Annotated in this window: 24 protein-coding genes and 1 riboswitch; of the genes, 12 read left to right on the top strand and 12 right to left on the bottom strand. The window is 70.7% G+C overall.

The genetic code is table 11. The features are described 5' to 3' along the window. The 9 genes from JT362_RS28875 (at window position 1) to gcvP (ending at window position 9,512) form a co-directional block, all read left to right on the top strand. Window positions 1-831 (top strand): crotonase/enoyl-CoA hydratase family protein, encoded by an 831-nt coding sequence (locus tag JT362_RS28875; RefSeq protein WP_260194994.1) that lies wholly within the window; start codon window positions 1-3, stop codon window positions 829-831. 14 nt (window positions 832-845) lie between these two features. Then, a complete protein-coding gene (locus tag JT362_RS28870) occupies window positions 846-2,540 on the top strand; it encodes an AMP-binding protein (RefSeq protein WP_260194993.1) in 1,695 nt (564 codons plus the stop codon). Between the two features lie 52 nt (window positions 2,541-2,592). Further along, on the top strand, window positions 2,593-3,231 hold the full coding sequence (clsA, locus tag JT362_RS28865; RefSeq protein ID WP_260194992.1) for a cardiolipin synthase ClsA: 639 nt from the start codon (window positions 2,593-2,595) through the stop codon (window positions 3,229-3,231). A gap of 11 nt (window positions 3,232-3,242) precedes the next feature. Continuing rightward, complete coding sequence (gene gcvH / locus JT362_RS28860) at window positions 3,243-3,626, top strand: glycine cleavage system protein GcvH (protein WP_260194991.1); 384 nt, start codon at window positions 3,243-3,245, stop codon at window positions 3,624-3,626. Window positions 3,627-3,707: 81 nt separating this feature from the next. Further along, entirely contained in the window at window positions 3,708-4,154 is a 447-nt protein-coding gene (gene garA, locus JT362_RS28855; protein ID WP_260194990.1) for a glycogen accumulation regulator GarA, read from the top strand. Window positions 4,155-4,175: 21 nt separating this feature from the next. Further along, window positions 4,176-4,883, top strand: coding sequence for a transcriptional regulator FtsR (gene ftsR, locus JT362_RS28850; protein ID WP_260194989.1), 708 nt, complete (start codon window positions 4,176-4,178; stop codon window positions 4,881-4,883). A gap of 169 nt (window positions 4,884-5,052) precedes the next feature. After that, window positions 5,053-5,526: a bifunctional nuclease family protein gene (locus JT362_RS28845; RefSeq protein WP_260194988.1), complete on the top strand. Its 474-nt coding sequence runs from the start codon at window positions 5,053-5,055 to the stop codon at window positions 5,524-5,526. Between the two features lie 275 nt (window positions 5,527-5,801). Continuing rightward, entirely contained in the window at window positions 5,802-6,368 is a 567-nt protein-coding gene (locus tag JT362_RS28840) for a MerR family transcriptional regulator (protein WP_260194987.1), read from the top strand. Window positions 6,369-6,387: 19 nt separating this feature from the next. Next, window positions 6,388-6,490, top strand: a riboswitch (glycine riboswitch). Window positions 6,491-6,638: 148 nt separating this feature from the next. Beyond that, complete coding sequence (gene gcvP / locus JT362_RS28835; protein WP_260194986.1) at window positions 6,639-9,512, top strand: aminomethyl-transferring glycine dehydrogenase; 2,874 nt, start codon at window positions 6,639-6,641, stop codon at window positions 9,510-9,512. 22 nt (window positions 9,513-9,534) lie between these two features. On the opposite strand, the gene JT362_RS28830 is transcribed toward gcvP, so the two are convergent. Next, window positions 9,535-9,882, bottom strand: a complete 348-nt coding sequence (locus JT362_RS28830) for an ArsR/SmtB family transcription factor (protein ID WP_260194985.1) — start codon at window positions 9,880-9,882, stop codon at window positions 9,535-9,537. Window positions 9,883-9,935: 53 nt separating this feature from the next. On the opposite strand from JT362_RS28830, the gene JT362_RS28825 reads away from it, so the two are divergent. Next, window positions 9,936-10,685 (top strand): SDR family NAD(P)-dependent oxidoreductase, encoded by a 750-nt coding sequence (locus tag JT362_RS28825; protein WP_260194984.1) that lies wholly within the window; start codon window positions 9,936-9,938, stop codon window positions 10,683-10,685. A gap of 275 nt (window positions 10,686-10,960) precedes the next feature. Here JT362_RS28825 and JT362_RS28820 read toward each other — a convergent pair whose 3' ends face one another. Both JT362_RS28820 and JT362_RS28815 read right to left on the bottom strand, forming a co-directional pair. Beyond that, the gene (locus JT362_RS28820; RefSeq protein ID WP_260194983.1) at window positions 10,961-11,239 is read right to left on the bottom strand and encodes a hypothetical protein; all 279 of its coding nucleotides are present in this window, start codon (window positions 11,237-11,239) and stop codon (window positions 10,961-10,963) included. Window positions 11,240-11,243: 4 nt separating this feature from the next. Beyond that, a complete protein-coding gene (locus JT362_RS28815; RefSeq protein WP_260194982.1) occupies window positions 11,244-11,537 on the bottom strand; it encodes a hypothetical protein in 294 nt (97 codons plus the stop codon). A gap of 119 nt (window positions 11,538-11,656) precedes the next feature. Between JT362_RS28815 and JT362_RS28810 the strand changes: the two genes are divergently transcribed. Beyond that, window positions 11,657-12,457 carry a helix-turn-helix domain-containing protein gene (locus JT362_RS28810; protein WP_260194981.1) on the top strand — a complete coding sequence of 267 codons (801 nt, stop codon included), beginning with the start codon at window positions 11,657-11,659 and terminating at the stop codon, window positions 12,455-12,457. Beyond that, window positions 12,454-12,675, top strand: coding sequence for a DUF397 domain-containing protein (locus JT362_RS28805; protein WP_260194980.1), 222 nt, complete (start codon window positions 12,454-12,456; stop codon window positions 12,673-12,675). Before JT362_RS28810 ends, JT362_RS28805 begins: the two co-directional genes overlap by 4 nt. A 1-nt stretch (window position 12,676) precedes the next feature. On the opposite strand, the gene JT362_RS28800 is transcribed toward JT362_RS28805, so the two are convergent. From JT362_RS28800 to JT362_RS28760, 9 genes are all read right to left on the bottom strand, one after another. Then, complete coding sequence (locus tag JT362_RS28800; protein ID WP_260194979.1) at window positions 12,677-13,906, bottom strand: cytochrome P450; 1,230 nt, start codon at window positions 13,904-13,906, stop codon at window positions 12,677-12,679. Window positions 13,907-14,006: 100 nt separating this feature from the next. After that, the gene (locus JT362_RS28795; protein ID WP_260194978.1) at window positions 14,007-14,585 is read right to left on the bottom strand and encodes an SMI1/KNR4 family protein; all 579 of its coding nucleotides are present in this window, start codon (window positions 14,583-14,585) and stop codon (window positions 14,007-14,009) included. Then, window positions 14,582-15,178: an LURP-one-related family protein gene (locus JT362_RS28790; RefSeq protein WP_260194977.1), complete on the bottom strand. Its 597-nt coding sequence runs from the start codon at window positions 15,176-15,178 to the stop codon at window positions 14,582-14,584. The genes JT362_RS28795 and JT362_RS28790 overlap by 4 nt, the downstream gene beginning before the upstream one ends. A gap of 60 nt (window positions 15,179-15,238) precedes the next feature. Beyond that, window positions 15,239-15,715: a SecDF P1 head subdomain-containing protein gene (locus tag JT362_RS28785; RefSeq protein ID WP_260194976.1), complete on the bottom strand. Its 477-nt coding sequence runs from the start codon at window positions 15,713-15,715 to the stop codon at window positions 15,239-15,241. Next, window positions 15,715-16,548: a 3-methyladenine DNA glycosylase gene (locus JT362_RS28780; protein WP_260194975.1), complete on the bottom strand. Its 834-nt coding sequence runs from the start codon at window positions 16,546-16,548 to the stop codon at window positions 15,715-15,717. The genes JT362_RS28785 and JT362_RS28780 overlap by 1 nt, the downstream gene beginning before the upstream one ends. A 22-nt stretch (window positions 16,549-16,570) precedes the next feature. After that, complete coding sequence (locus tag JT362_RS28775) at window positions 16,571-17,002, bottom strand: DUF5946 family protein (protein ID WP_260194974.1); 432 nt, start codon at window positions 17,000-17,002, stop codon at window positions 16,571-16,573. 378 nt (window positions 17,003-17,380) lie between these two features. Beyond that, window positions 17,381-18,430, bottom strand: coding sequence for a hemolysin family protein (locus JT362_RS28770; RefSeq protein WP_260194973.1), 1,050 nt, complete (start codon window positions 18,428-18,430; stop codon window positions 17,381-17,383). Then, complete coding sequence (locus JT362_RS28765) at window positions 18,427-19,755, bottom strand: hemolysin family protein (protein WP_260194972.1); 1,329 nt, start codon at window positions 19,753-19,755, stop codon at window positions 18,427-18,429. The genes JT362_RS28770 and JT362_RS28765 overlap by 4 nt, the downstream gene beginning before the upstream one ends. Window positions 19,756-19,769: 14 nt before the next feature. Next, complete coding sequence (locus JT362_RS28760; protein WP_260194971.1) at window positions 19,770-20,333, bottom strand: TIGR03086 family metal-binding protein; 564 nt, start codon at window positions 20,331-20,333, stop codon at window positions 19,770-19,772.

The following is a 20,333-nucleotide window of genomic DNA, read 5'->3' as shown; positions in this document are numbered from 1 at the left end:
ATGACCGCAATGGACGATCTTGTCTCACTCCGCGTCGACGTCGCGGACGGCGTCGCCGAGGTGACCCTCCTCGGGCCGGGGAAGGGCAACGCCATGGGGCCGGACTTCTGGCGGGAGCTTCCGCTGGTCTTCCGCGCCCTCGACGCCGACCCGGCCGTGCGCGCGGTCGTCCTCACCGGCAGCGGTCCGCACTTCTCCTACGGCCTCGACCTCCCGGCCATGGCCCCCACCTGGGCACCCCTGCTCGCCGACCGAGCCCTCGCCCGCCCGCGCACCGACTTCCTGGACAAGATCCGCGACCTGCAGAACTCCGTCAGCAGCCTCGCGGAATGCCGCAAACCGGTCATCGCCGCGATCGCCGGCTGGTGCATCGGCGGCGCGCTCGACGTCGTCGCCGCGGCCGACATCCGGCTGGCCAGCGCCGACGCGAAGTTCAGCCTCCGCGAGGTCAAGGTCGCGATCGTCGCCGACCTCGGCAGCCTGCACCGGCTCGCCGGGGTCGTCGGTGAGGGGCACCTCCGCGAGCTGGCCCTCACCGGCCGGGACATCGACGCCGCCCGGGCCGAACGCATCGGGCTCGTCAACGACGTCCACCCCGACCGGGACGCCGTGCTCGCCGCCGCCCGCGCGCTGGCCGCCGAGATCGCGGCCAACCCGCCGCTGGTCGTGCAGGGCGTCAAGGACGTACTCGGCCAGCAGCGCGAGCAGCGCGTCGCGGAAGGTCTGCGCTACGTGGCGACGTGGAACGCGGCGTTCCTCCCCAGCGAGGACGTCGGCGAGGCCATCCAGGCGTTCGTCGAGCGCCGCGCACCGAAGTTCCAGGGCGAGTGAGGAGTCAGAACACCGTGACCAGCGCGACCGACACGTTCCGGGCAGCCAGGGACTTCCTGCTCGAGCACCGCGAGGACTACCTGCGGGCCAGCGCGGAGTTCGAGTGGCCCAACCTCACCGAGTTCAACTGGGCGCTCGACTGGTTCGACGTCGTCGCCGCCCAGGAGCCGACCGCGAGCCGGCCCGCGCTGTGGATCGTCGAGGAGGACGGGACCGAGGCGCGCTGGACCTTCGCCGACCTGTCCCGGCGCTCCAGCCAGGTCGCCAACTGGCTGCGCACCAACGGGGTCCGCCGCGGCGACCGGCTGATCCTGATGCTCGGCAACCAGGGCGAGCTGTGGGAGACGATCCTCGCCGCGATGAAGCTCGGCGTCGTGCTGATCCCGGCGTCCACCCTGCTCGGCCCGGCGGACCTGCGCGACCGCGTCGACCGCGGCCGGGCCGCGCACGTCGTGGTGCGCGACCAGGACGCGCCGAAGTTCGCCGACGTGCCGGGCGGGTACACGAAGATCGCGGTCGGGTCACGGGTGGACGGCTGGCTGTCCTTCGCCGACTCCGACGGCGCCGCCGCCGACTTCGTCCCCGACGGCACCACCAACGCCGACGACACCCTGCTGCTCTACTTCACCTCCGGCACCACCGCCCAGCCCAAGCTGGTCCGGCACACGCACGTCTCCTACCCGGTCGGCCATCTGTCCACCATGTACTGGATCGGCCTCGAACCCGGCGACGTGCACCTCAACATCTCCTCGCCCGGCTGGGCGAAACACGCGTGGAGCAACGTGTTCGCCCCCTGGAACGCGGAGGCGACCGTCTTCATCCACAACTACACCCGCTTCGACGCCGTCGCGCTGATGTCCCAGATGGACCGCTGCGGGGTGACCTCGTTCTGCGCGCCGCCGACCGTCTGGCGGATGCTGATCCAGGCCGACCTCGCCCAGCTGCGCACCCCGCCGGCGAAGGTCGTCGGCGCGGGGGAGCCGCTCAACCCCGAGGTGATCGAGCGGGTTTCCGAGGCATGGAAGGTCACGATCCGGGACGGTTTCGGGCAGACCGAGACCTCGGTGCAGGTGGCGAACACCCCAGGCCAGCCGGTCAAGCCGGGCTCGATGGGCCGCGCCCTGCCCGGGTTCGGCATCGCGCTGCTCGACGCGAACGGCGTGCCGAGCGACGAGGGTGAGATCTGCGTCGACCTGTCCCGCCGCCCGGTCGGCCTGATGACCGGCTACGCCGACGACGAGGGGCGCACCGCCGAGGCCATGCGCGGCGGCTTCTACCACACCGGCGACGTCGGCTCCCGCGACGCGGACGGCTACATCACCTACGTCGGCCGCGCGGACGACGTGTTCAAGGCCTCCGACTACCGCATCTCCCCGTTCGAGCTGGAGAGCGTGCTGATCGAGCACGACGCGGTGGCCGAGGCCGCCGTGGTCCCGTCGCCGGACCCGATCCGGCTCGCGGTGCCCAAGGCCTACGTCGTGCTGGCCGCCGGCCACGAGCCGAACGCCGAGACCGCGCGCTCGATCCTGGCCTTCGCCCGTGAACACCTCGCCCCGTACAAGCGGATTCGCCGCCTCGAGTTCGCCGACCTGCCGAAGACCATCTCCGGCAAGATCCGCCGCGTCGAGCTGCGCGGCCGGGAGGACGAGGTCCACGCCGATCCCTCGGCCCCCGTCCCCGGCGAATACCGTGACGACGACCTCCGCTGAAGTGCGCTGAAGGCCCCCTCCATCGCACTGGCGGACGGCTAGTCTCGCGGGCATGGTGGAGGAGCGTGTGCGGCCGGCGGCGACCGACGACGTCGAGGAACTGCCCGACCGGCTGTGGACCGTCCCCAACCTGCTGAGCGTCATCCGGCTCGCGCTGGTCCCGGTGTTCCTCTGGCTGCTGCTCGGCCCGAAGGCCGACGGCTGGGCGCTCGCGATCCTGGTCTACGCCGGCGTCTCCGACTGGGCCGACGGCAAGATCGCCCGCCTGTTCGACCAGACCAGCCGCTACGGCGCCGTGCTCGACCCCGCCGCCGACCGGCTCTACACGCTGGCCACGGTGGTCGCGTTCGTCGTGCGCGACATCATCCCGTGGTGGATCGCGGCGATCCTCGTCGGCCGGGACCTGATGGTCGGCGTGTGCATCTGGCTGCTCGGCCGGCGTGGGTTCGGCACCCCGGAGGTCACCTACATCGGCAAGGCGGCCACCTTCAACCTGCTCTACGCCATGCCCCTGCTGCTGCTCGCCCAGGGCGGCTCGGACTTCGCCACCATCGCCCGCCCGGTCGCCTACGCCTTCGCCATCTGGGGCGGCGCCCTGTTCGTCTGGTCCGGCCTGCTCTACCTGGTCCAGACGCGCGCCGCGTTGGGATCTGCATCTAAGCTCACCGCCGACACATCGGGCAGAGCGTGAAGGACGGACCAGTGACGACGCCGGAGGACCTCAAGTACACCGAAGAGCACGAGTGGCTGGCCGCCCAGGCCGAGACCGTGCGCCTCGGCATCACCGACTACGCGCAGGGCCAGCTCGGCGACGTCGTCTTCGTCGAACTGCCCGAGGTCGGGCGCACGGTGAACGCCGGCGACCCGATCGGCGAGGTCGAGTCGACCAAGAGCGTCTCGGAGATCTTCGCGCCGGTCGCGGGGGAGATCACCGCCGTCAACAACGCCCTGGACGACACCCCCGAGCTGATCAACAGCGAGCCGTACGGCGAGGGCTGGATCGTCGAGCTGACCCCCAGCGACCCGAACGCGCTCGACGCCCTGCTCGACGCGAAGGCCTACCAGGAGCTGACCCAGAACGACTGACGGGGAGTCACCGTCCAGCCTGCTGATCGCGCACGGTACGTTTGCACCGTAGGAGTCAGCACCAGCAGGAGGAGAGCTCAGGTGAGCACCAACGACGGGCCCGGCGTCCCGCCGGAGCAGTCTCCGGAGCGGACCTCGGTCTTCCGGGCAGACTTCCTCGCCGAGTCGGAGCAGAGCGCCCCCGCGCCGGAGCCGGCGGTCGCCGGCGTCGACGCGCTGCCGGCCGGATCGGCGCTGCTGGTGGTCAAGCGCGGCCCCAACGCGGGCTCGCGCTTCCTGCTCGACCGGGACACCACCAGCGCCGGCCGACACCCGGACAGTGACATCTTCCTCGACGACGTCACCGTCTCCCGCCGGCACGCGGAGTTCCGGCGCGAGGGCGGCGAGTTCGTCGTCATCGACGTCGGCAGCCTGAACGGCACCTACGTCAACCGGGAGCCGGTCGACCAGGCCGTCCTCGCGGGCGGCGACGAGGTGCAGATCGGCAAGTTCCGTCTGGTCTTCCTGACCGGCCCGAACGCCTCCTGAGACCTTCGGGGGGAGTCGGGCGTGACGGCTGCGGGTCGGCCACGGGGTGAGGGGCTGAGCATCGGAGCCGTGCTCGGCCGGCTTCGTTCCGAGTTCCCGGACGTCACCATCTCCAAGATCCGCTTCCTCGAGTCGGAAGGCCTGGTCCGGCCGGCCCGCACGGCGTCCGGCTACCGCCAGTTCACCCAGGCCGACGTGGCCAGGCTGCGGTTCGTCCTGGCCGCGCAGCGCGACCACTACCTCCCGCTGAAGGTGATCCGGGAGCAGCTCGACGCCGCCGACCGAGGCGAGTCCGAGCCGCCGGCCCGGCCGGCCCTGACCTGCGTGCCGAGCCCGACCGAGTTCGCCGACGAGCCCGCTCGCCGGCTCACCCGCGAGGAGCTGCTCGACCAGGCCGACATCGACGCGGCCACCCTCGCCGAGCTCGAACAGTACGGGCTGGTCCGCCCTGGCCCGGACGGCTTCTACGACACCGACTCCGCCGAGGTCGCGCGGACGGCCAAGGAGTTCGCCGGCTACGGCATCGAGCCCCGCCACCTGCGCGCGTTCCGGGCCGCGGCGGACCGCGAGGTCGGCCTGCTCGAGCAGGTCCTCGCGCCGATGGTCCGCCAGCACGGCGAGGACGCCAGGCGCCGCGCGGACGAGGCGGCCCACGAGCTGGCGTCGCTGTCGGTAGGGCTGCACACGCTGCTCGTGAAGGCCGGATTGCGCCGGATTCCGGGGCGGTAAGGTGTCGGTCAGCCGTCTGGTCCGTAACGAGGTGTTTTCGCATCGTGACGCGGATCGCTACCGGATTGCACGAGCATCGGGACCGGATGGCGGGTAGCGTCGAGGCCAGCGATGAGCGATGCTCGAAGGTGGGGTGTCCTCGCTGAGCGAGCGAAGGGAGGCGAACCCGATGAGCGAGATGCGCGTCGTGGGCGTGCGGGTGGAACTACCCGCGAACCAACCGATCCTGCTGCTGCGCGAGACCGACGGTGAGCGCTACCTCCCCATCTGGATCGGCTCGGTGGAGGCCACCGCGATCGCCCTGGAACAGCAGGGTGTCCGACCGGCCCGTCCGTTGACCCACGACCTGCTCAAGGACGTGATCGGAGCACTCGGTCGCGACCTGGAGCAGGTCCGCATCACCGACCTGCGGGAAGGCACCTTCTTCGCGGAGCTGGTGTTCGACGGCGACGTGCGGGTCTCGGCCAGGCCGAGCGACTCGGTGGCCCTGGCGCTGCGCATCGGCGTGCCGATCCACGCCGAGGACTCCGTCCTGCAGGAAGCCGGCCTGATCATCCCGGACGAGCAGGAGGACGAGGTCGAGAAGTTCCGCGAGTTCCTCGACTCGGTCTCCCCAGAAGACTTCCGCGGCGCCGACACATAGCCGCCTCCCCGGATTTTTATGCGGTGGTTGCGTTCCGGCGCTGGTGGTGGACCCAGCGTGGGTAGTGGTCGCGTTGCGTCACGGTCCCCTGGGGTTCTGTTGGTCCGGTGAGCGGCTTTCCTTCAGTTCAGGTGGTTGGTGAGCGGCGTCCCCGCGCGTCGCGTTGACCACCACCCCCGCCCGACCTACCGTCGAAGCTGAGCGAATCGCGAGGGTGTCATTTACTCCCCGACCCTCGCGGGTTACTCGCGGGCAGTTGGAGAGCGGAGGCAGGCGTGGTCGAGGAAGGTCCCGTCGAGGCCGTCACCGGTGAGCAGGGAGAGCTCTTCCCTGACGAGTCGGCGCCCGACGAGCTTGTCGGCTACCGCGGCACCGCCGCGTGTCAGATCGCCGGCATCACCTACCGCCAGCTGGACTACTGGGCCCGCACCGGGCTGGTCGCACCGAGCATCCGCAGCGCGCACGGTTCGGGCTCGCAGCGGCTGTACTCGTTCAAGGACATCCTGGTGCTCAAGGTGGTCAAGCGGCTGCTGGACACCGGGGTCTCGCTGCAGAACATCCGGGTCGCGGTCGACCACCTGCGCCGTCGCGGCGTCCGGGACCTGGCCAGGATCACCCTGTTCAGCGACGGCACCACGGTCTACGAGTGCACCTCACCAGAGGAGATCGTCGACCTGCTGCAGGGCGGCCAGGGCGTGTTCGGCATCGCCGTCTCCGGCGCCATGCAGGAGATCAACGGGACGATCCACGAGTTCCCGGCGGAGCGCGCCGACGGCGGTGTGGTCGAACCGGTCACCGAGGACGAACTGACCGCGCGCCGCAAGGCACGCAACGCGGGGTAAGCTCACGCACGAACGTCGCTGATCCCGCGCGGGAGAGACCGAGCCGCTGGCGACGGCACGCTCGGCGCCGAAGGAGCAACTCCTCCCCGGAACCTCTCAGGCACCCGAACCGCACGGGCGAGACGCCTCTGGAAAGCGGGTGGGAATCCACCCCGCCGAAGGTGAAAGTCCACCTCGCGTGGACGAAGCTCTCAGGCGCGCGCGGTAGCGTGCGGGGACAGAGGGGGAGGGCCGGAAACCGCTCTGCCCACACCCTCCCGGAGGCGACCCATGGACCGCATCCCCCTCGCCGCGCTCGAGGACGGCACCCAGTTCGCCGACCGGCACATCGGCCCCCGCCCGGCCGAGCTGGCCAGGATGCTCGACGTCATCGGCGTCGGCTCCCTCGAGGAACTGGCCGACCAGGCCGTCCCGTCCGCCATCCGCGACGACGACACCGCGATGAACCTGCCGCCGGCCGTCCCCGAGCACGCCTCGCTGGCCGAGCTGCGCGAGCTGGCCGGGCGCAACCAGGTGCACACCCAGATGATCGGCCTCGGCTACTACGGCACCCTGACCCCGCCGGTCATCCGCCGCAACGTGCTGGAGAGCCCCGCCTGGTACACCGCGTACACCCCGTACCAGCCGGAGATCTCGCAGGGCAGGCTCGAGGCCCTGCTGAACTTCCAGACCATGGTCGCCGACCTGACCGGCATGGAGCTGGCGAACGCGTCCATGCTCGACGAGTCCACCGCCGCCGCCGAGGCGATGACGCTGGTCCGCCGGGGCGGCAAGGCCAAGTCGAACCGGTTCCTGGTCGACGCCGACACCTTCCCGCAGACGATCGCCGTGATCGAGACCCGCGCCGAGCCGCTCGGCATCGAGGTCGAGGTCGCCGACCTGTCCGCCGGCCTGCCCGACGGCGACTTCTTCGGCGTGCTGCTGTCCTACCCCGGCGCGTCCGGCGCGGTCCGCGACCACGAGGCCCTGGTCGCCGCCGCGCACGAGCGGGGTGCCCAGGTCGTGGTCGCCGCCGACATCCTCGCGCTGACCCTGCTGCGCCCGCCCGGCGAGCTCGGCGCCGACGTCGTCGCCGGCAGCACGCAGCGCTTCGGCGTGCCGATGGGCTTCGGCGGCCCGCACGCCGGCTACCTCGCCGTCCGCAAGGGCCTGGAGCGCCAGCTGCCCGGTCGCCTGGTCGGGGTGAGCGTCGACGCCGACGGCAACCGCGCGTACCGGCTCGCGCTGCAGACCCGTGAGCAGCACATCCGCCGCGAGAAGGCCACCAGCAACATCTGCACCGCCCAGGTCCTGCTCGCGATCGTGGCGTCGATGTACGCCGTCTACCACGGCCCCGACGGCCTGCGCGCGATCGGCACCCGCACCCACCGGATGGCCGCCGTGCTCGCCGCCGGCCTGCGCGCCGGGGGAGTGACGGTCGTGCACGAGCACTTCTTCGACACCCTCACCGTCGAGGTTCCGGGTCGCGCCGCCGAGGTCGTGGCGAACGCGCGGGACCGGGGCATCAACATCCGCCAGGTCTCCGCCGACCGCGTGTCCCTGGCCTGCGACGAGACCACCACCCGTGCGCACGTGAAGAAGCTCTGGGCCGCGTTCGGGATCCCGGACGGCACCGACGTCGACGAGCTGGACGCGTCCACACCGGACGCCTTCCCGTCCACACTGGAGCGCACGTCGGAGTACCTGACGCACCCGGTGTTCGCCACCCACCGCTCGGAGACCGCGCTGCTGCGCTACCTGCGGGCACTGTCCGACAAGGACGTCGCCCTCGACCGCAGCATGATCCCGCTCGGCTCGTGCACCATGAAGCTCAACTCCACGGCCGAGATGGAGCCCATCACCTGGCCCGCGTTCGCCGAGCTGCACCCGTTCGCCCCGGCGTCCGACGCGACCGGCATCCTGCGCGTGGTGTCCGACCTGGAGGGTTGGCTGGCCGAGGTCACCGGCTACGACGCCGTCAGCCTGCAGCCGAACGCCGGCAGCCAGGGCGAGTTCGCCGGCCTGCTCGCGATCCGCGCCTACCACCGCGACCGCGGCGAGGGCGCCCGCAACGTCTGCCTGATCCCCGCGAGCGCGCACGGCACGAACGCCGCCAGCGCCGCGATGGCCGGCATGAAGGTCGTCGTGGTTCGCTGTGACGACAACGGAAACGTCGACCTCGACCACCTGCGCTCCACTGTGGACGAGCACCGGGACGACCTGTCCTGCATCATGATCACCTACCCGTCCACACACGGTGTCTACGAGGACACCGTCCGCGACGTGTGTGCTCTGGTGCACGACGCGGGCGGCCAGGTCTACGTGGACGGCGCGAACCTGAACGCCCTGATCGGCCTGGCGCGCTTCGGCAAGTTCGGCGCCGACGTGTCGCACCTGAACCTGCACAAGACGTTCTGCATCCCGCACGGCGGCGGTGGCCCCGGCGTCGGCCCGATCGGGGTCCGCGAGCACCTGGCCCCGTTCCTGCCCAACCACCCGCTCCAGCCGGCCGCGGGCCCGAAGACCGGCGTGGGCCCCATCAGCGCAGCGCCGTGGGGGAGCGCGTCGATCCTCCCCATCTCCTGGGCGTACGTCCGCATGATGGGCGCCCCCGGACTCCGCCGAGCCACCATGACCGCGGTGGCCGCCGCGAACTACGTCGCCGCCCGCCTCGCCGACCACTACCCGGTCCTCTACACCGGCGCCCGCGGCCGCGTCGCCCACGAGTGCATCCTGGACCTGCGCGGCATCACCAAGTCCACCGGCGTCACCGTCGACGACGTCGCCAAGCGCCTCGCGGACTACGGCCTGCACGCCCCTACGATGTCGTTCCCGGTGGCCGGCACCCTGATGGTCGAGCCGACCGAGAGCGAGGACCTGGCCGAGCTGGACCGCTTCTGCGACGCGATGATCGCGATCCGCCGCGAGATCGACCGCGTGGGAGCCGGTGACTGGCCCGCAGACGACAACCCCCTGGTCGGCGCCCCGCACACGGCCGAGTCGATCGCCGGCAAGTGGGACCACGCGTACAGCCGCGAGGAGGCCGTGTACCCGACCGGCTCGGCCGGCCCGAAGGTCTGGCCCCCGGTCCGCCGCATCGACGGCGCGAAGGGCGACCGCAACCTGGTCTGCTCCTGCCCGCCGATCGAGGCGTACCAGTCCTGACCCGCTCCGGGCGCCGGCGTCGCTAGGAAGCGCCGGCGCCCAGTTCCACCTGCCGCCCGACGTCGTCCGCGTGGGCCGCGGCCAGCACCACGTCGAGCAGCCCGGGAAACCGCGCCTCGACATCGTCCCGGCGCAGCGTGACGTAACACCGCGTGCCCTCCTGGCGGGTGCGGGTGATCCCGGCGTCCCGCAGGACTCGCAGGTGATGGCTGAGGGTCGACTTCGCCACCGGCGCCCGCAGTTCGCCCCAGCCGCGTTCCCGGCCGTCGGACAGCACCCGGACCACCCCGACCCTGATGGGGTCGCTCAGCGCCGTCAGCACCGAGACGAGGGTCAGCTCGGTGACGTCCGGATGCCGCGCCTGCCTCATGCCGCCCATGTTACCTTGTTCGATGTTCTACGATCATCGAACAAGGGGTGCCCATGGCTGAGTTCGCCGACCGCGTCGTGGTCGTCACCGGAGCGGGTTCCGGCATCGGCCGCGCCGCCACGATCGCCTTCGCCCGCGCGGGCGCGCGCGTCCTGGGCGTCGGTCGTCGTCGGGAAGCGCTGGACGCCACCGCCGGCCAGTGCCCGGGCATCGCCGTGCTGGCCGCGGACCTCCGTGCCGACGGCGCGCCGGAGGCCGTCGTCCGAGCGGCCGTCGACAGGTGGGGAGCGGTGGACGTCCTGGTGAACAACGCCGGCGCCACCGCTGTCATGCCGCTGGCCGAGGCGAGCGCGTCCCGCATCGACGAGCTGTTCAGCCTCAACGTGACCGCCCCCAGCCTGCTCGCCGCGGCCGCGCTGCCGCACCTGCGCCGGACCCGCGGTTCGATCGTGAACGTGTCCAGTACGTACGGGCACCGCCCCCTGCCCAACGCCGCGCACTACGCCGCCAGCAAGAGCGCCCTGGAACACCTCACCCGAAGCTGGGCCCTGGAACTGGCCCCCGACCGGATCAGGGTCAACGCACTGGCCCCCGGCCCCACCGAGAGCGAAGCCCTCACCGCCGCCGGACTGTCCGCCGCCGTGGTCGACCAGATCAAGCAGGAGGAAGCAGACAAGATCCCCCTGGGCCGCCGCGGCGAACCCGAAGAGGTGGCCACCTGGATCCTGCACCTCGCCGATCCGGCGTCCACCTGGCTCACCGGCCAGACCCTCACCCTCGACGGCGGCCTCGAACTGGTCTGAACCGTCCAGATGACCACGGCAATACCGTCCAGATGACCACCAACCAACCGAGGCCCGGCCCGGCAGCTCGATCAGCTCGCGAACCAGCGTCGTCTTGCCGGTCTGCCTGGCTCCGCCGAGCAGCACGACGCGAAACGAGCTGAGCAGGTGCACCACCCTGGACGCGGCGTTCCGCTGCACGAGAGGATGCACGGAGCGTGCCTATTCGACAAAACGCGGTGAATCTAGCCCGCAATACGCGAACGACGTATCCAGCACTTTGCGCCCAAGGAAGATCAGGGTCCTGCCGATCGACGCGCTGTGGCGCCTGGCTCCCCGACCTGCGGAGCGATCAGGCGGTCGTACGGGATGCCGTCGCCGTACTTGGCGAGGACTTTGCAGATGACCTTGATGCGTCCTGGGCGCATCGGCTCGATGCCGTTGACGACGTTGCGCAGGGTGCCTTCGGGGATGGTGTCCTCGCCGATCGCGCTGCATTCCTTGGCCAGGCGGGCGATCGACCAGTTGTGGTCCTCGAGCCAGGTGCGGATCAGGTCGCGCTTGATCTTGGGCATGTGATCACTTCGCGAGCTGGGAGAGTGGGGCGCATTCCTCGTCCCAGTACCAGATGATGTCCTCCATCGCGAGGGAGTGGTAGGTGTCGTAGGACCCGTGCTCGTCGGGGGCGACCAGGCAGGCGGAGTACCAGCCGTTGTCGTGGAATCCGTTCCTGAGGTAGGCGAGCAGCCAGGGGCGCAGGGCGGTGGTCAGCTCCGTTTCGGTGCCCTTGACGTCCTCGGTGGTGACAGTCGTGTTGAGGAAGGGGTTACGCCCGACCATGAGCAACACGTACTTGTACTCCTTCGTGTTCATGGTCATGGATCATGCGGTGAGTGACGTAGCATGCGCACTACGTCAACGGTGGTTGTGCTGAGCCGGGCGAGAACGTGACTTTTGTGACCCTTGGGGGCGAGATGGTGCCTGGTGGCGATGTGGAGCGGCAGCTGATCGCCGAGGAAGTACGTGCGCTGCGGGACAAGCGCGGCCTCACCCAGGACGAGTTGGCCAGACGGATCGGGTTCAGCCAGTCCACGGTGAAGAACATCGAGACCGGCTACCGCGTGCCGACCCGCGAACAGGCGACCCTCCTGGACGAAGCCCTCGACACGGCGGGCAGCCTGGGGCGCTTGGAAGCCCGGATCCGCGCCGCCCCGATCGCCCCGGGGTTCCGCCCGTTCGTGGCAGCCGAGGCCGAAGCGCGCACGCTAAAGACGTTCGAGCACACACTCGTCCCTGGCCTGCTGCAGACCGAGGACTACGCCAGGACTCTGGTCGAGGGATACCCAGGCCTGACAAGGGACGAGGTGGCCGCGCGTGTGACGGCGAAGATGGGCCGCCAGGTCGTACTGGATACCGAAGAGCCACCATGGCTGTGGGCGGTCATCGACGAGCAGGTGCTACATCGAGAAGTCGGCGGCCCCGAGGTGATGGCAGCGCAACTGCTGAAGTTGGCCGAGTTCGCCCGACGGCCCCGTATCACCATTCAGGTGCTCTCCGCCGCACGGGCACACGCCGGGCTCGTTGGCGCCTTCGTCATCGCGGAGCTGGCCAGACAGCCGACGGTGGCATATTTGGAGAGCGTGCTGGGAGGCCAGACGGTGCAGGACCCGGCAATGGTGGAGACGATGGCGGTAGTCTTCGACACGATCCGGACGGACGCGTTCTCCGGCGGCGAGTCCCTGGATCTCATCGAGGAGGGTACGCGGCAGTGGAAGCAACGGATCGCGTCGTGAAGTGGCGCAAGTCCAGCCGCAGTGGAGGCAACGGCGGCAACTGCGTGGAGGTCGGGCTGAGCTGGCGTAAGTCGAGCTTCACGGGAGGCAACGGCACCGACTGCGTGGAGGTTGCCCAGTCCGTCGATGCGGTTCTGGTGCGGGACACCAAGGATCGGGCCGGTGGCATGTTGGAGTTCAGTCCGACCACCTGGCGCAGGTTCCTGAGCACGAACTGACCTACCAACTCACCTTCAGCGACTCCAGGCCGCGGAAGAAGTAGCTCGCGATGTAGGTCGGCTCGTACCCGTCGGCCAGGCTCAGCTCGGGTAACCGCTCGAACAGCGTCTGCACGGCGACCCTGATCTCGGCCCGCGCCAGCGGCGCGCCGGGGCAGACGTGCAGGCCGCTGCCGAACGCCACGTGATCGTGGACGTTCGGCCGGTCCAGTCGCACCGCGTCCGGGTCGGGGAACACGGTCTCGTCCCGGTTCGCCGAGCCGAACAGCAGGAGCAGCACCGATCCCTGGGGCAACACCGCGCCACCCAGCTCGACCTCGCGCGTGGTGATCCGGAACAGCCCACGGTGCGGCGCGTCCCGCCGCAGGGCCTCCTCGATCACCTTCATGATCGTCCGGGTCGGGTCGTCGGCGATCCTGGTCCGGACGTCCGGGTTCCGCAGCGCGACGAGAACCGTCGCCGTGATCGCGTCGCGGGTGGTGTCGAAACCGGCCACTCGGGCGCCGGCGCGGATGATGTTGTGCACGTAGTCGTCGGACAGGGCGGGCAGCCCGTTGGCGCCGTGCACGAGCGTGGAGATCAGGTCGTCGCGCGGGTGCGCGCGGCGGTCGTCGATGTGCGCCTGCAGGTAGCGGGTGTAGTCACCCATTCCGCGCGCGGCCTCGATCCGGGCGTCGAGCGGCGCGAGCGGGTTCCACAGCAGGTTGACGTGGTCGGTCCAGGTCTGGATCCGGTCGTTGTCCTCCGGCGGGAAGCCGATCAGCGCGTTGATGATCGTCTGCACGTAGGGGATGGCGTACTCACCGACCAGGTCGGCGGTCCCGCCGCCGAACCCGTCGACGAGTTCGGCCGCGCGCTCTCGCATCAGCGGGACCAGCGAACGCACGCGGGCGCCGCTGATCCCGGCTTCGAACAGCGCGCGGTTCCGCCGGTGCCCCGGTCCGTCCTCGTTCACGATCATCGGGGTCTCCGGCACGTCGCCGGCCTTCAGCTCGGCCACGACCTCCGGCGGGTTGTCGTAGATCCTGGGCAGCGCCACCACGGAGGAGAACGTGTCCGGGTCGTCGAGCACCGTGCGCACGTCGGCGTTGCGGCTCACCAGGTACGCGCCGATCGACGGGCTCAGCGTCACCGGCCGTTCCCTGGCCGCCCGGTAGAACAGGTGCGGGTCCTGCCGGTCCGGGCCGACCATGGGGTTGAAGTCGAACGTGTCCTGGCCGGCTACCGTCATCAGCCCGTCCTTCGGAGTCCACTGTGTACCAGTCCGCTCGGAAGCTACCGGGCGAACAGGGCACACCAGCCCTCCTGGCACGAACCGGCCGCGTTCTGGCTCAGGCCCAGTGGAGCGTGCCGTCGTCGACGACCTTCGGGTGAGCACCGTGGACGGGCGTGCCGTGTTCGAGCGCGTCGGCGATCTCCGCCAGCATGGTGGCGACGTCGGGCCACACCGGGTCCTCGGTGGCGAACTCGGTCTCGTACCACCGCATGACGCAGCCGTGCTCCTGGCCGGGCCGCAGGTCGACGAACAGCAGGTCACCGCCGGTGTCGCCGCCGATGGGCACCCACATCGGCAGCCAGTTCCAACACGGGGAGCCCGCCGGCTCGGCCGCGAGGGCAGCGTCGTCGGGCCCCGCGACGTCCAGCATCATCGAGCGCCGGTCCACCGCCTCGATGATCGAGTACGGCGTGTGCCCGTTCAGCAGCCGGGCGGCCAACGGGCTGGTCGTCCCGCACGATCGGCGCCACCACGCGACCAGGTCGTCGGGCAAAGGTCCGCCCACCAACGACGTTATGCGCGCCATCTCGTCCGTGCGCGCCGGTCCGCCGAGGTGCTCCTCGGTGGTCGGCGCGTTGATCCGCAACCACGCCTCGATGCGGTCCCAACCGCTGTCCACGTCGGGTCGCGTCATCGCGACTGCAGTGCGTCCAGGGCGACGGCCATGCTGGCGGCGACGCGGAAGTCGATGCGCTGGTCGTGCACGGTGACCGTGTACTTGTCCCGGATCGCCCGGCGCCGCTCGCTGGACAGCACCGGCTGGCCGGTCTCGTTGTCGACGAAGTCGAAGTGGAAGACGAACGGGACCCAGATGTCGCCCAGGTACGGGATGGCCGACCAGATCCGCCGCAGAATGGCGATGACCTTGTTGCGCTCCTGCCCGACCGCGTCGAAACCGGGGCCGGACAGGTGCCACGTCGAGTTCAACAGGCTCTTGGCGAAGTCCTTGCGGAAGTACCCGAGCGGCGTGCCGTTCTCGTCGGTCACGTCGTGCTCGGCGTGCACGTCGAGCCGCTGCCTGGCCTGGAAACCGAACAGCCGGTGGTTGCGGGACTGGTCGGTGAAGAAGTCGACCTGCTCACGCAGCTTCATCCGCTTCTGCTCCGCGAAGGCGAGCAGCTGGCCCTCGCTGCCGTCCGGGTTCGCCGCGTGGATCTCGTACCGGTTGACCATGACGGTGATCCTCTGCCGGATGAAGAACCTGGGCAGGTACTGCGGAGATGTCATGCCGGCCAGTCTGCCGCAGCGCCCTCACCGACGTGTCACGAACCGTTGATCGGACGGGCGTCAGCGGCCGGTGATCTTGTTCAGCAGGGCTTGCGCCTCGGTCTGGGTGTAGTCGCCGGAGATGACGACCTCCCCGCCGAGGATGCCCTGGGCGATCTGCGGCGCCGACGCGATCTCGCCGTCCACGACCATCGCCACCCGCTCGCCGACGTGGGCCTCGGTCCACTCGCCGAACACCTCGCCGTCGTCCTCGGTCAGTTTGATCAGCAGGCCCCAGTTGCCTTGCTGTGACTGGACTTCCGCGTGTTCGAGGCGGGTGACCGTCAGGAACGGCTCGTCGAGGAACAGGGTGACGCCCTCGGGGTCGGGCAGGTCGGTGGGCGTCTCGGTGGGGGAGACCCGGGCCAGCTCGATCGGCACCGCCAGGTCGAACGCGCCCTTCGGCGCCTCGGTGCGGTCCGGGCGGCCGCCCACGCGTTCGGTGGTGCAGCCCGCCAGCACCAGCAGCACCACCAGCACACCCCAGACCTGCCGCATCAACCCTCCAAGAGCTCCGCGCACAACGAGACCAGCCGCGCCCGCAGCGGCGCCGCGCGCTCGCTGAACGCCGCCTGCCGGCGCGCGTACTCCGCCCGCCCGGCCGCCGTCTCGATCTCCACCGGAGCGTAGCCCAGCGCCCGCAGGTCGTAGGGGCTCGCGCACATGTCCAGCTCCCGGATGTCGTGCGCCAGCTCGAAACAGTCCGCCACCAGCTCCGACGGGGTGAACGGGTCGAGCTTGTACGCCCACTTGTACAGATCCATCCCGACGTGCAGGCAGCCCGGCTGCTCGAACGCCACCTGGTCCGCCCGCGTCAGCTCGGTCGCGTTCAACGGCCGGGCCGCGGGCGTGAAGAACCGGAACGCGTCGAAGTGCGTGCACCGCACCGGCAGCGACTCCACCACCCGGTCGGTCTCGTCGACCCCCAGCCGCAGCGGCCACGCCTCGTGCCGGACCGCGTCGGTTCGGTAGACCATCGCCCACTCGTGCAGGCCGAAGCACCCGAACCGGGGCGCCCGTGCCGCCGTCGCGGTCAGCAGCGTGTGGATGAACTCGACCGACTCCCGCCGCGCGTCCGGCAGCGGTCCGAGCGTCACCCCGTCCGGCACCTTCCGGTACGCGGGCCAGCGCAGGTACTCCTCGGCTCCGTCCAGCACCACCCCCGGCCCGGGATGCCAGCGCAGCAGCTTCGACGGGCGGTACGAGTAGTACGAGAACAGGAAGTCCAGCACCGGGTGCGCCTCGCCCCTGGCACGCCGCTCGCGCAGCGGTTCGGTCCACCGCCGCACCCGCTCGACGTGCGCGTCCCGCCGCGCCTGCCAGTCCTCCATCCCCAGCACCGTACGTGGACGGTCAGGCGGTGACCCGCTCGGCCGCGACGGACTTCGCCCAGGCGTGCATCCGTTCCTCGTAACCGGAAGCCGGGAACGTGCCGTCGACCGAGACGTCCTCGATCGTCACCGTCGGCGGCGCCGACCGGGCCGGTACCGAGTCGGCCGCCGGCCACGGGCGCGCGCCGCGCCGGTTCGAGCGCACCCACCGGGTCTGGAGGTCCTGGATCGCCGTCAGTCCGCCGGCCAGGAACGTGTTGACGACCTGCCACTGCCCACCGACCGCCGAGACCGTGGTGGCCGACGGGTGCTGCAGCTGGAAGCAGGCGACGTTCAGCCCGTGGAACCGTCCCCACGGCTGCCGGCGTTCGTGGTCGAGCGCCAGCAGGGCACCGAACAGCTCGGTACAGCTCCCCAGCCGGCCGCTCGCGCCGCACTCCTCGCACGCGATCATGCTCCCGACCATACGCGCCAGAGATGCACGCACCGCGCCATGACCGGAACGGGACGGCCCGCCCGTCGGTCTGGTCGACCGTGCCCGCAAGGTGCAGGTCGAGTTCGGGGCAGTGGAACAGCCACGTCCCGGTCGCTCCCGAGTGGCCGACGAGCGTGACCGTGAAGAACATGGTTCCCAGTCCGTAGCGCAGGACGGGGACGTTGCGCAGCCGGTTCCGTCGTTCGGTGAGCAGTTCCGGCGAGCGGAAGAGCCCGCCGGCGAGCAGTGCTCACTGGAACGTGAGCAGATCGCCGGTCAGGGCGACCTGGCCTCGGCGATTCTGATAGAGCACTAACAGAATCGCGGACAGTCGACCAACAGATCTGCCGAGACCCTTCACGTCGACGGGTCCGTGTGGGTCGCGTCCCGGACCGTGCCGACGTACTCCTCGACCAGGTCCTCCAGCGCCACCACGCCCAGCACGGTGCGGTCCTCGGCCACCGCCTTCGCCACGTGGCTGCGGGCGCGGCGTAGGGCGGCCAGTGCCTCGTCCAGCCGCGAGTCAGCGGGGATCTCCGGCAGGCCGCGTATTCGGTGGTACGGGACCGGCGTGCTCGGGTCCGCGTCCGCCTGGTCGAGAACGTCCTTCACGTGCAGGTACCCGTTCAGGCGGCCGTTCGGCATGCGTACCGGGTAGCGGGAGAAGCCGGTCCTGGCCACCGCCGCTTCGACGTCGCCCACCGTCGGGGGGTGGGGCACGGTCTGCACCCGTTCCAGTGGCACCAGCACGTCGGCCACCGTCCGCTCCGCCGACGACAACGTCTGGGTGAGCCGCCGGTGCTCGGCCTGGTCCAGCAGACCCTCGGCCCGCGAGTCGGCGATCAGGGTCGCCAGCTCCTCCGGCGTGTGCGCGCTCTCGATCTCGTCCTTCGGCTCGACCCTGAGCAGGCGCAGGACGCCGTTCGCGGCCAGGTTGAGCAGGCTGATCACCGGGCGGACCACGGTGACCCAGCCGACCAGTACGGGGGTCAGCCACACCGCGGTGCGCTCCGGGGCGGCGATCGCGATGTTCTTGGTGACCATCTCGCCCAGCACGATGTGCAGGATCGACACGAACACCAGCGCGACCGCGAACGCCACCGCGTGCAGCACCGCCGCGGGCAGCCCCAGCGGGTGCAGCGCCAGTTCCAGGAAGTGCGCCACCGTCGGCTCGCCGAGCGCGCCAAGGCCGATCGTGCACAGGGTGATGCCCAGCTGCGCGCCGGCCATCATCAGCGACGTGTTCTCGGCGGCGCGGATCACCACCCGCGCCCGGTCCACGCCGCTCTCGACCAGCGCCTCCAGCCGGTCGCGGCGCGCCGACACGATCGCGAACTCGGCGCCGACGAAGAACGCGTTCGCGGCCAGCAGGAGCACCGCGATCGGGATCGCCACCCCACCGCTCATACCGGCGTCACCACCTCGGGGATCTTCGCCACCCGCAGCTCGGCCACCCGGTGCCGGTCCATCCGCATCACGGTGATCCGCCAGCCCTCCACCCGGACCTCGTCGTTGACCTCGGGGATGCGGCCGAGCCGGGTCAGCACCAGACCCGCGAGGGTCTCGTAGTCGCCCTCCGGCATCCGGAACCCGGTCGCGTCGGCCAGTTCGTCGTCGCGCAGCAGGCCGGACACCATCCAGCTGTCCCGGCCGAGCGGGCGAACCGGGTTGACCTCGCCGCGGTCGTGTTCGTCGCGGACGTCGCCGACGATCTCCTCGACCAGGTCCTCCAGGGTGACCAGGCCGGCCGTGCCGCCGTACTCGTCGACGACCACCGCCAGTTGAAGACCGGAGCTGCGCAGCCGGTCCAGCAGCACGTCGCCGTCCAGGCTCTCCGGGACCGTCTGCACCGGGCGCATCAGGGTGTTCACCTTCGTCGTGGCGCGGCGAGCCGCCGGCACGTTGAACGCCTGCTTGACGTGCACGACGCCGCGCACCACGTCCAGGTCGCCCTCGTGCACCGGGAAGCGGGAGACACCAGTGCGCCTGGTCAGCTCGATCAGGTCGGTCACCGTCGCGTCGGTCGGCAGCGACTCCACCTGCACGCGCGGGGTCATCAGCTCCGCCGCGGTCCGCTCACCGAAGCGCAGCGACCGGTTCAGCAGCGCCGCCGTGCCCTCGTCGATCGTGCCGTGCTCGGCGCTGGTGCGGACCAGCGAGCCGAGTTCCTGCGGTGACCGGGCCGACGCCAGCTCGTCGGCCGGCTCCACGCCCAGGCGGCGCACCAGCCAGTTCGCCCAGGCGTTCAGCAGCGCGATGAACCAGCGCAGCACCGCCGAGAACCGCACCTGCCAGCCCGCGACCATCCGCGCGGTGGGCAGCGGCCGCGCGATCGCCAGGTTCTTCGGCACCAGCTCGCCGAACAGCATGCTGATCACGTTCGCCAGCAGCAGCGCCACGACCAGCGCGACCGGCACCGCGGCCGACGCGGGCACGGACAACGCCGACAGCACGGGCGCTACCCAGCCGGCGATGATCGGCTCGGCGATGTATCCCATGGTCAGCGTGGTGATCGTAATGCCGACCTGCGCGCCGGACAGCTGGAACGACAACGTCTGGTGCGCCCGGTGCACGTGCCTGGACCGGGCGTCGCCGACCCGCCGCAGGTCGCTGTCGACCTGGCTGCGCTCCAGCGCGGTCAGCGAGAACTCGGCCGCGACGAACACCGCGGTGCCGAGTGTCAGCGCGACGACCGCCAGGACACCGAGAACCTCGAGGAGCACGTCGGTCATCGTGGGTCAGCGGGTCATGGTCGGCGGCCGAGCGCGGCCACCAGCCGGTCCTGCGGCTCGGCGTCGTCCGGCACCGGGACCGGGGCGGCGAAGATGCCGCTGCCTTGCATGGCGTCGAGCTGCGGCTCGATGTAGGCGAGCAGTGCGGTGGCCAGCTCGTCGCCCATGCCGGCGTCCGAGCCGAGCGCCGTCGCCAGGTCCCAGCCGTGCACGGCGAGGTCGATGGTCATCTGCCAGCCGTACTCGCGGGCCTCGGTGTCGCCGAAGCTCAGGTGCACGGTCCGGTCCAGCGCGCCTGGCTCCAGCCACGCGGCGCGGGCGGCCTGGGACGCGGCGGTCCAGGTGCCGATCGGGTCGTCGTTCAGCACGTCGCCGTCGAACTTGTCCCCGACCTCGGCGATCGTCCGGCCCGCCAGCAGGTCCGGCACCCACAGCTGCTCGCCGACGATGTGGTTGACCAGCTCCTTCACGTCCCAGTCGGTGCACGGGGTGGGGGAGTCCCAGTCGCTGATCCCCACCTTGTGCACCGCCCGGTCGAACACGTCCATGGCGTGGCCGTGCGAATCGAGAAGATCCAT

The organism is Actinophytocola gossypii (assembly GCF_025165815.1).
In the GTDB taxonomy this organism is placed as follows: domain Bacteria; phylum Actinomycetota; class Actinomycetes; order Mycobacteriales; family Pseudonocardiaceae; genus Actinophytocola; species Actinophytocola gossypii.
This window is presented reverse-complemented; position numbering and strand designations above follow the sequence as displayed.

Bases quoted from the DNA above. Each gene is read 5' to 3' on its own strand.
- JT362_RS28845 (WP_260194988.1), top strand. From the start codon at position 5,053: ATGAGCGAGATGCGCGTCGTGGGCGTGCGGGTGGAACTACCCGCGAAC.
- JT362_RS28770 (WP_260194973.1), bottom strand. From the start codon at position 18,430: ATGAGCGGTGGGGTGGCGATCCCGATCGCGGTGCTCCTGCTGGCCGCG.
- JT362_RS28830 (WP_260194985.1), bottom strand. From the start codon at position 9,882: ATGAGGCAGGCGCGGCATCCGGACGTCACCGAGCTGACCCTCGTCTCG.
- JT362_RS28795 (WP_260194978.1), bottom strand. From the start codon at position 14,585: ATGACGCGACCCGACGTGGACAGCGGTTGGGACCGCATCGAGGCGTGG.
- JT362_RS28800 (WP_260194979.1), bottom strand. From the start codon at position 13,906: ATGACGGTAGCCGGCCAGGACACGTTCGACTTCAACCCCATGGTCGGC.
- gcvP (WP_260194986.1), top strand. From the start codon at position 6,639: ATGGACCGCATCCCCCTCGCCGCGCTCGAGGACGGCACCCAGTTCGCC.
- JT362_RS28820 (WP_260194983.1), bottom strand. From the start codon at position 11,239: ATGCCCAAGATCAAGCGCGACCTGATCCGCACCTGGCTCGAGGACCAC.
- JT362_RS28785 (WP_260194976.1), bottom strand. From the start codon at position 15,715: ATGCGGCAGGTCTGGGGTGTGCTGGTGGTGCTGCTGGTGCTGGCGGGC.
- JT362_RS28760 (WP_260194971.1), bottom strand. From the start codon at position 20,333: ATGGATCTTCTCGATTCGCACGGCCACGCCATGGACGTGTTCGACCGG.
- JT362_RS28825 (WP_260194984.1), top strand. From the start codon at position 9,936: ATGGCTGAGTTCGCCGACCGCGTCGTGGTCGTCACCGGAGCGGGTTCC.
- clsA (WP_260194992.1), top strand. From the start codon at position 2,593: ATGGTGGAGGAGCGTGTGCGGCCGGCGGCGACCGACGACGTCGAGGAA.
- JT362_RS28775 (WP_260194974.1), bottom strand. From the start codon at position 17,002: ATGATCGCGTGCGAGGAGTGCGGCGCGAGCGGCCGGCTGGGGAGCTGT.
- JT362_RS28780 (WP_260194975.1), bottom strand. From the start codon at position 16,548: ATGGAGGACTGGCAGGCGCGGCGGGACGCGCACGTCGAGCGGGTGCGG.
- JT362_RS28765 (WP_260194972.1), bottom strand. From the start codon at position 19,755: ATGACCGACGTGCTCCTCGAGGTTCTCGGTGTCCTGGCGGTCGTCGCG.
- JT362_RS28790 (WP_260194977.1), bottom strand. From the start codon at position 15,178: ATGACATCTCCGCAGTACCTGCCCAGGTTCTTCATCCGGCAGAGGATC.
- JT362_RS28875 (WP_260194994.1), top strand. From the start codon at position 1: ATGACCGCAATGGACGATCTTGTCTCACTCCGCGTCGACGTCGCGGAC.
- JT362_RS28815 (WP_260194982.1), bottom strand. From the start codon at position 11,537: ATGAACACGAAGGAGTACAAGTACGTGTTGCTCATGGTCGGGCGTAAC.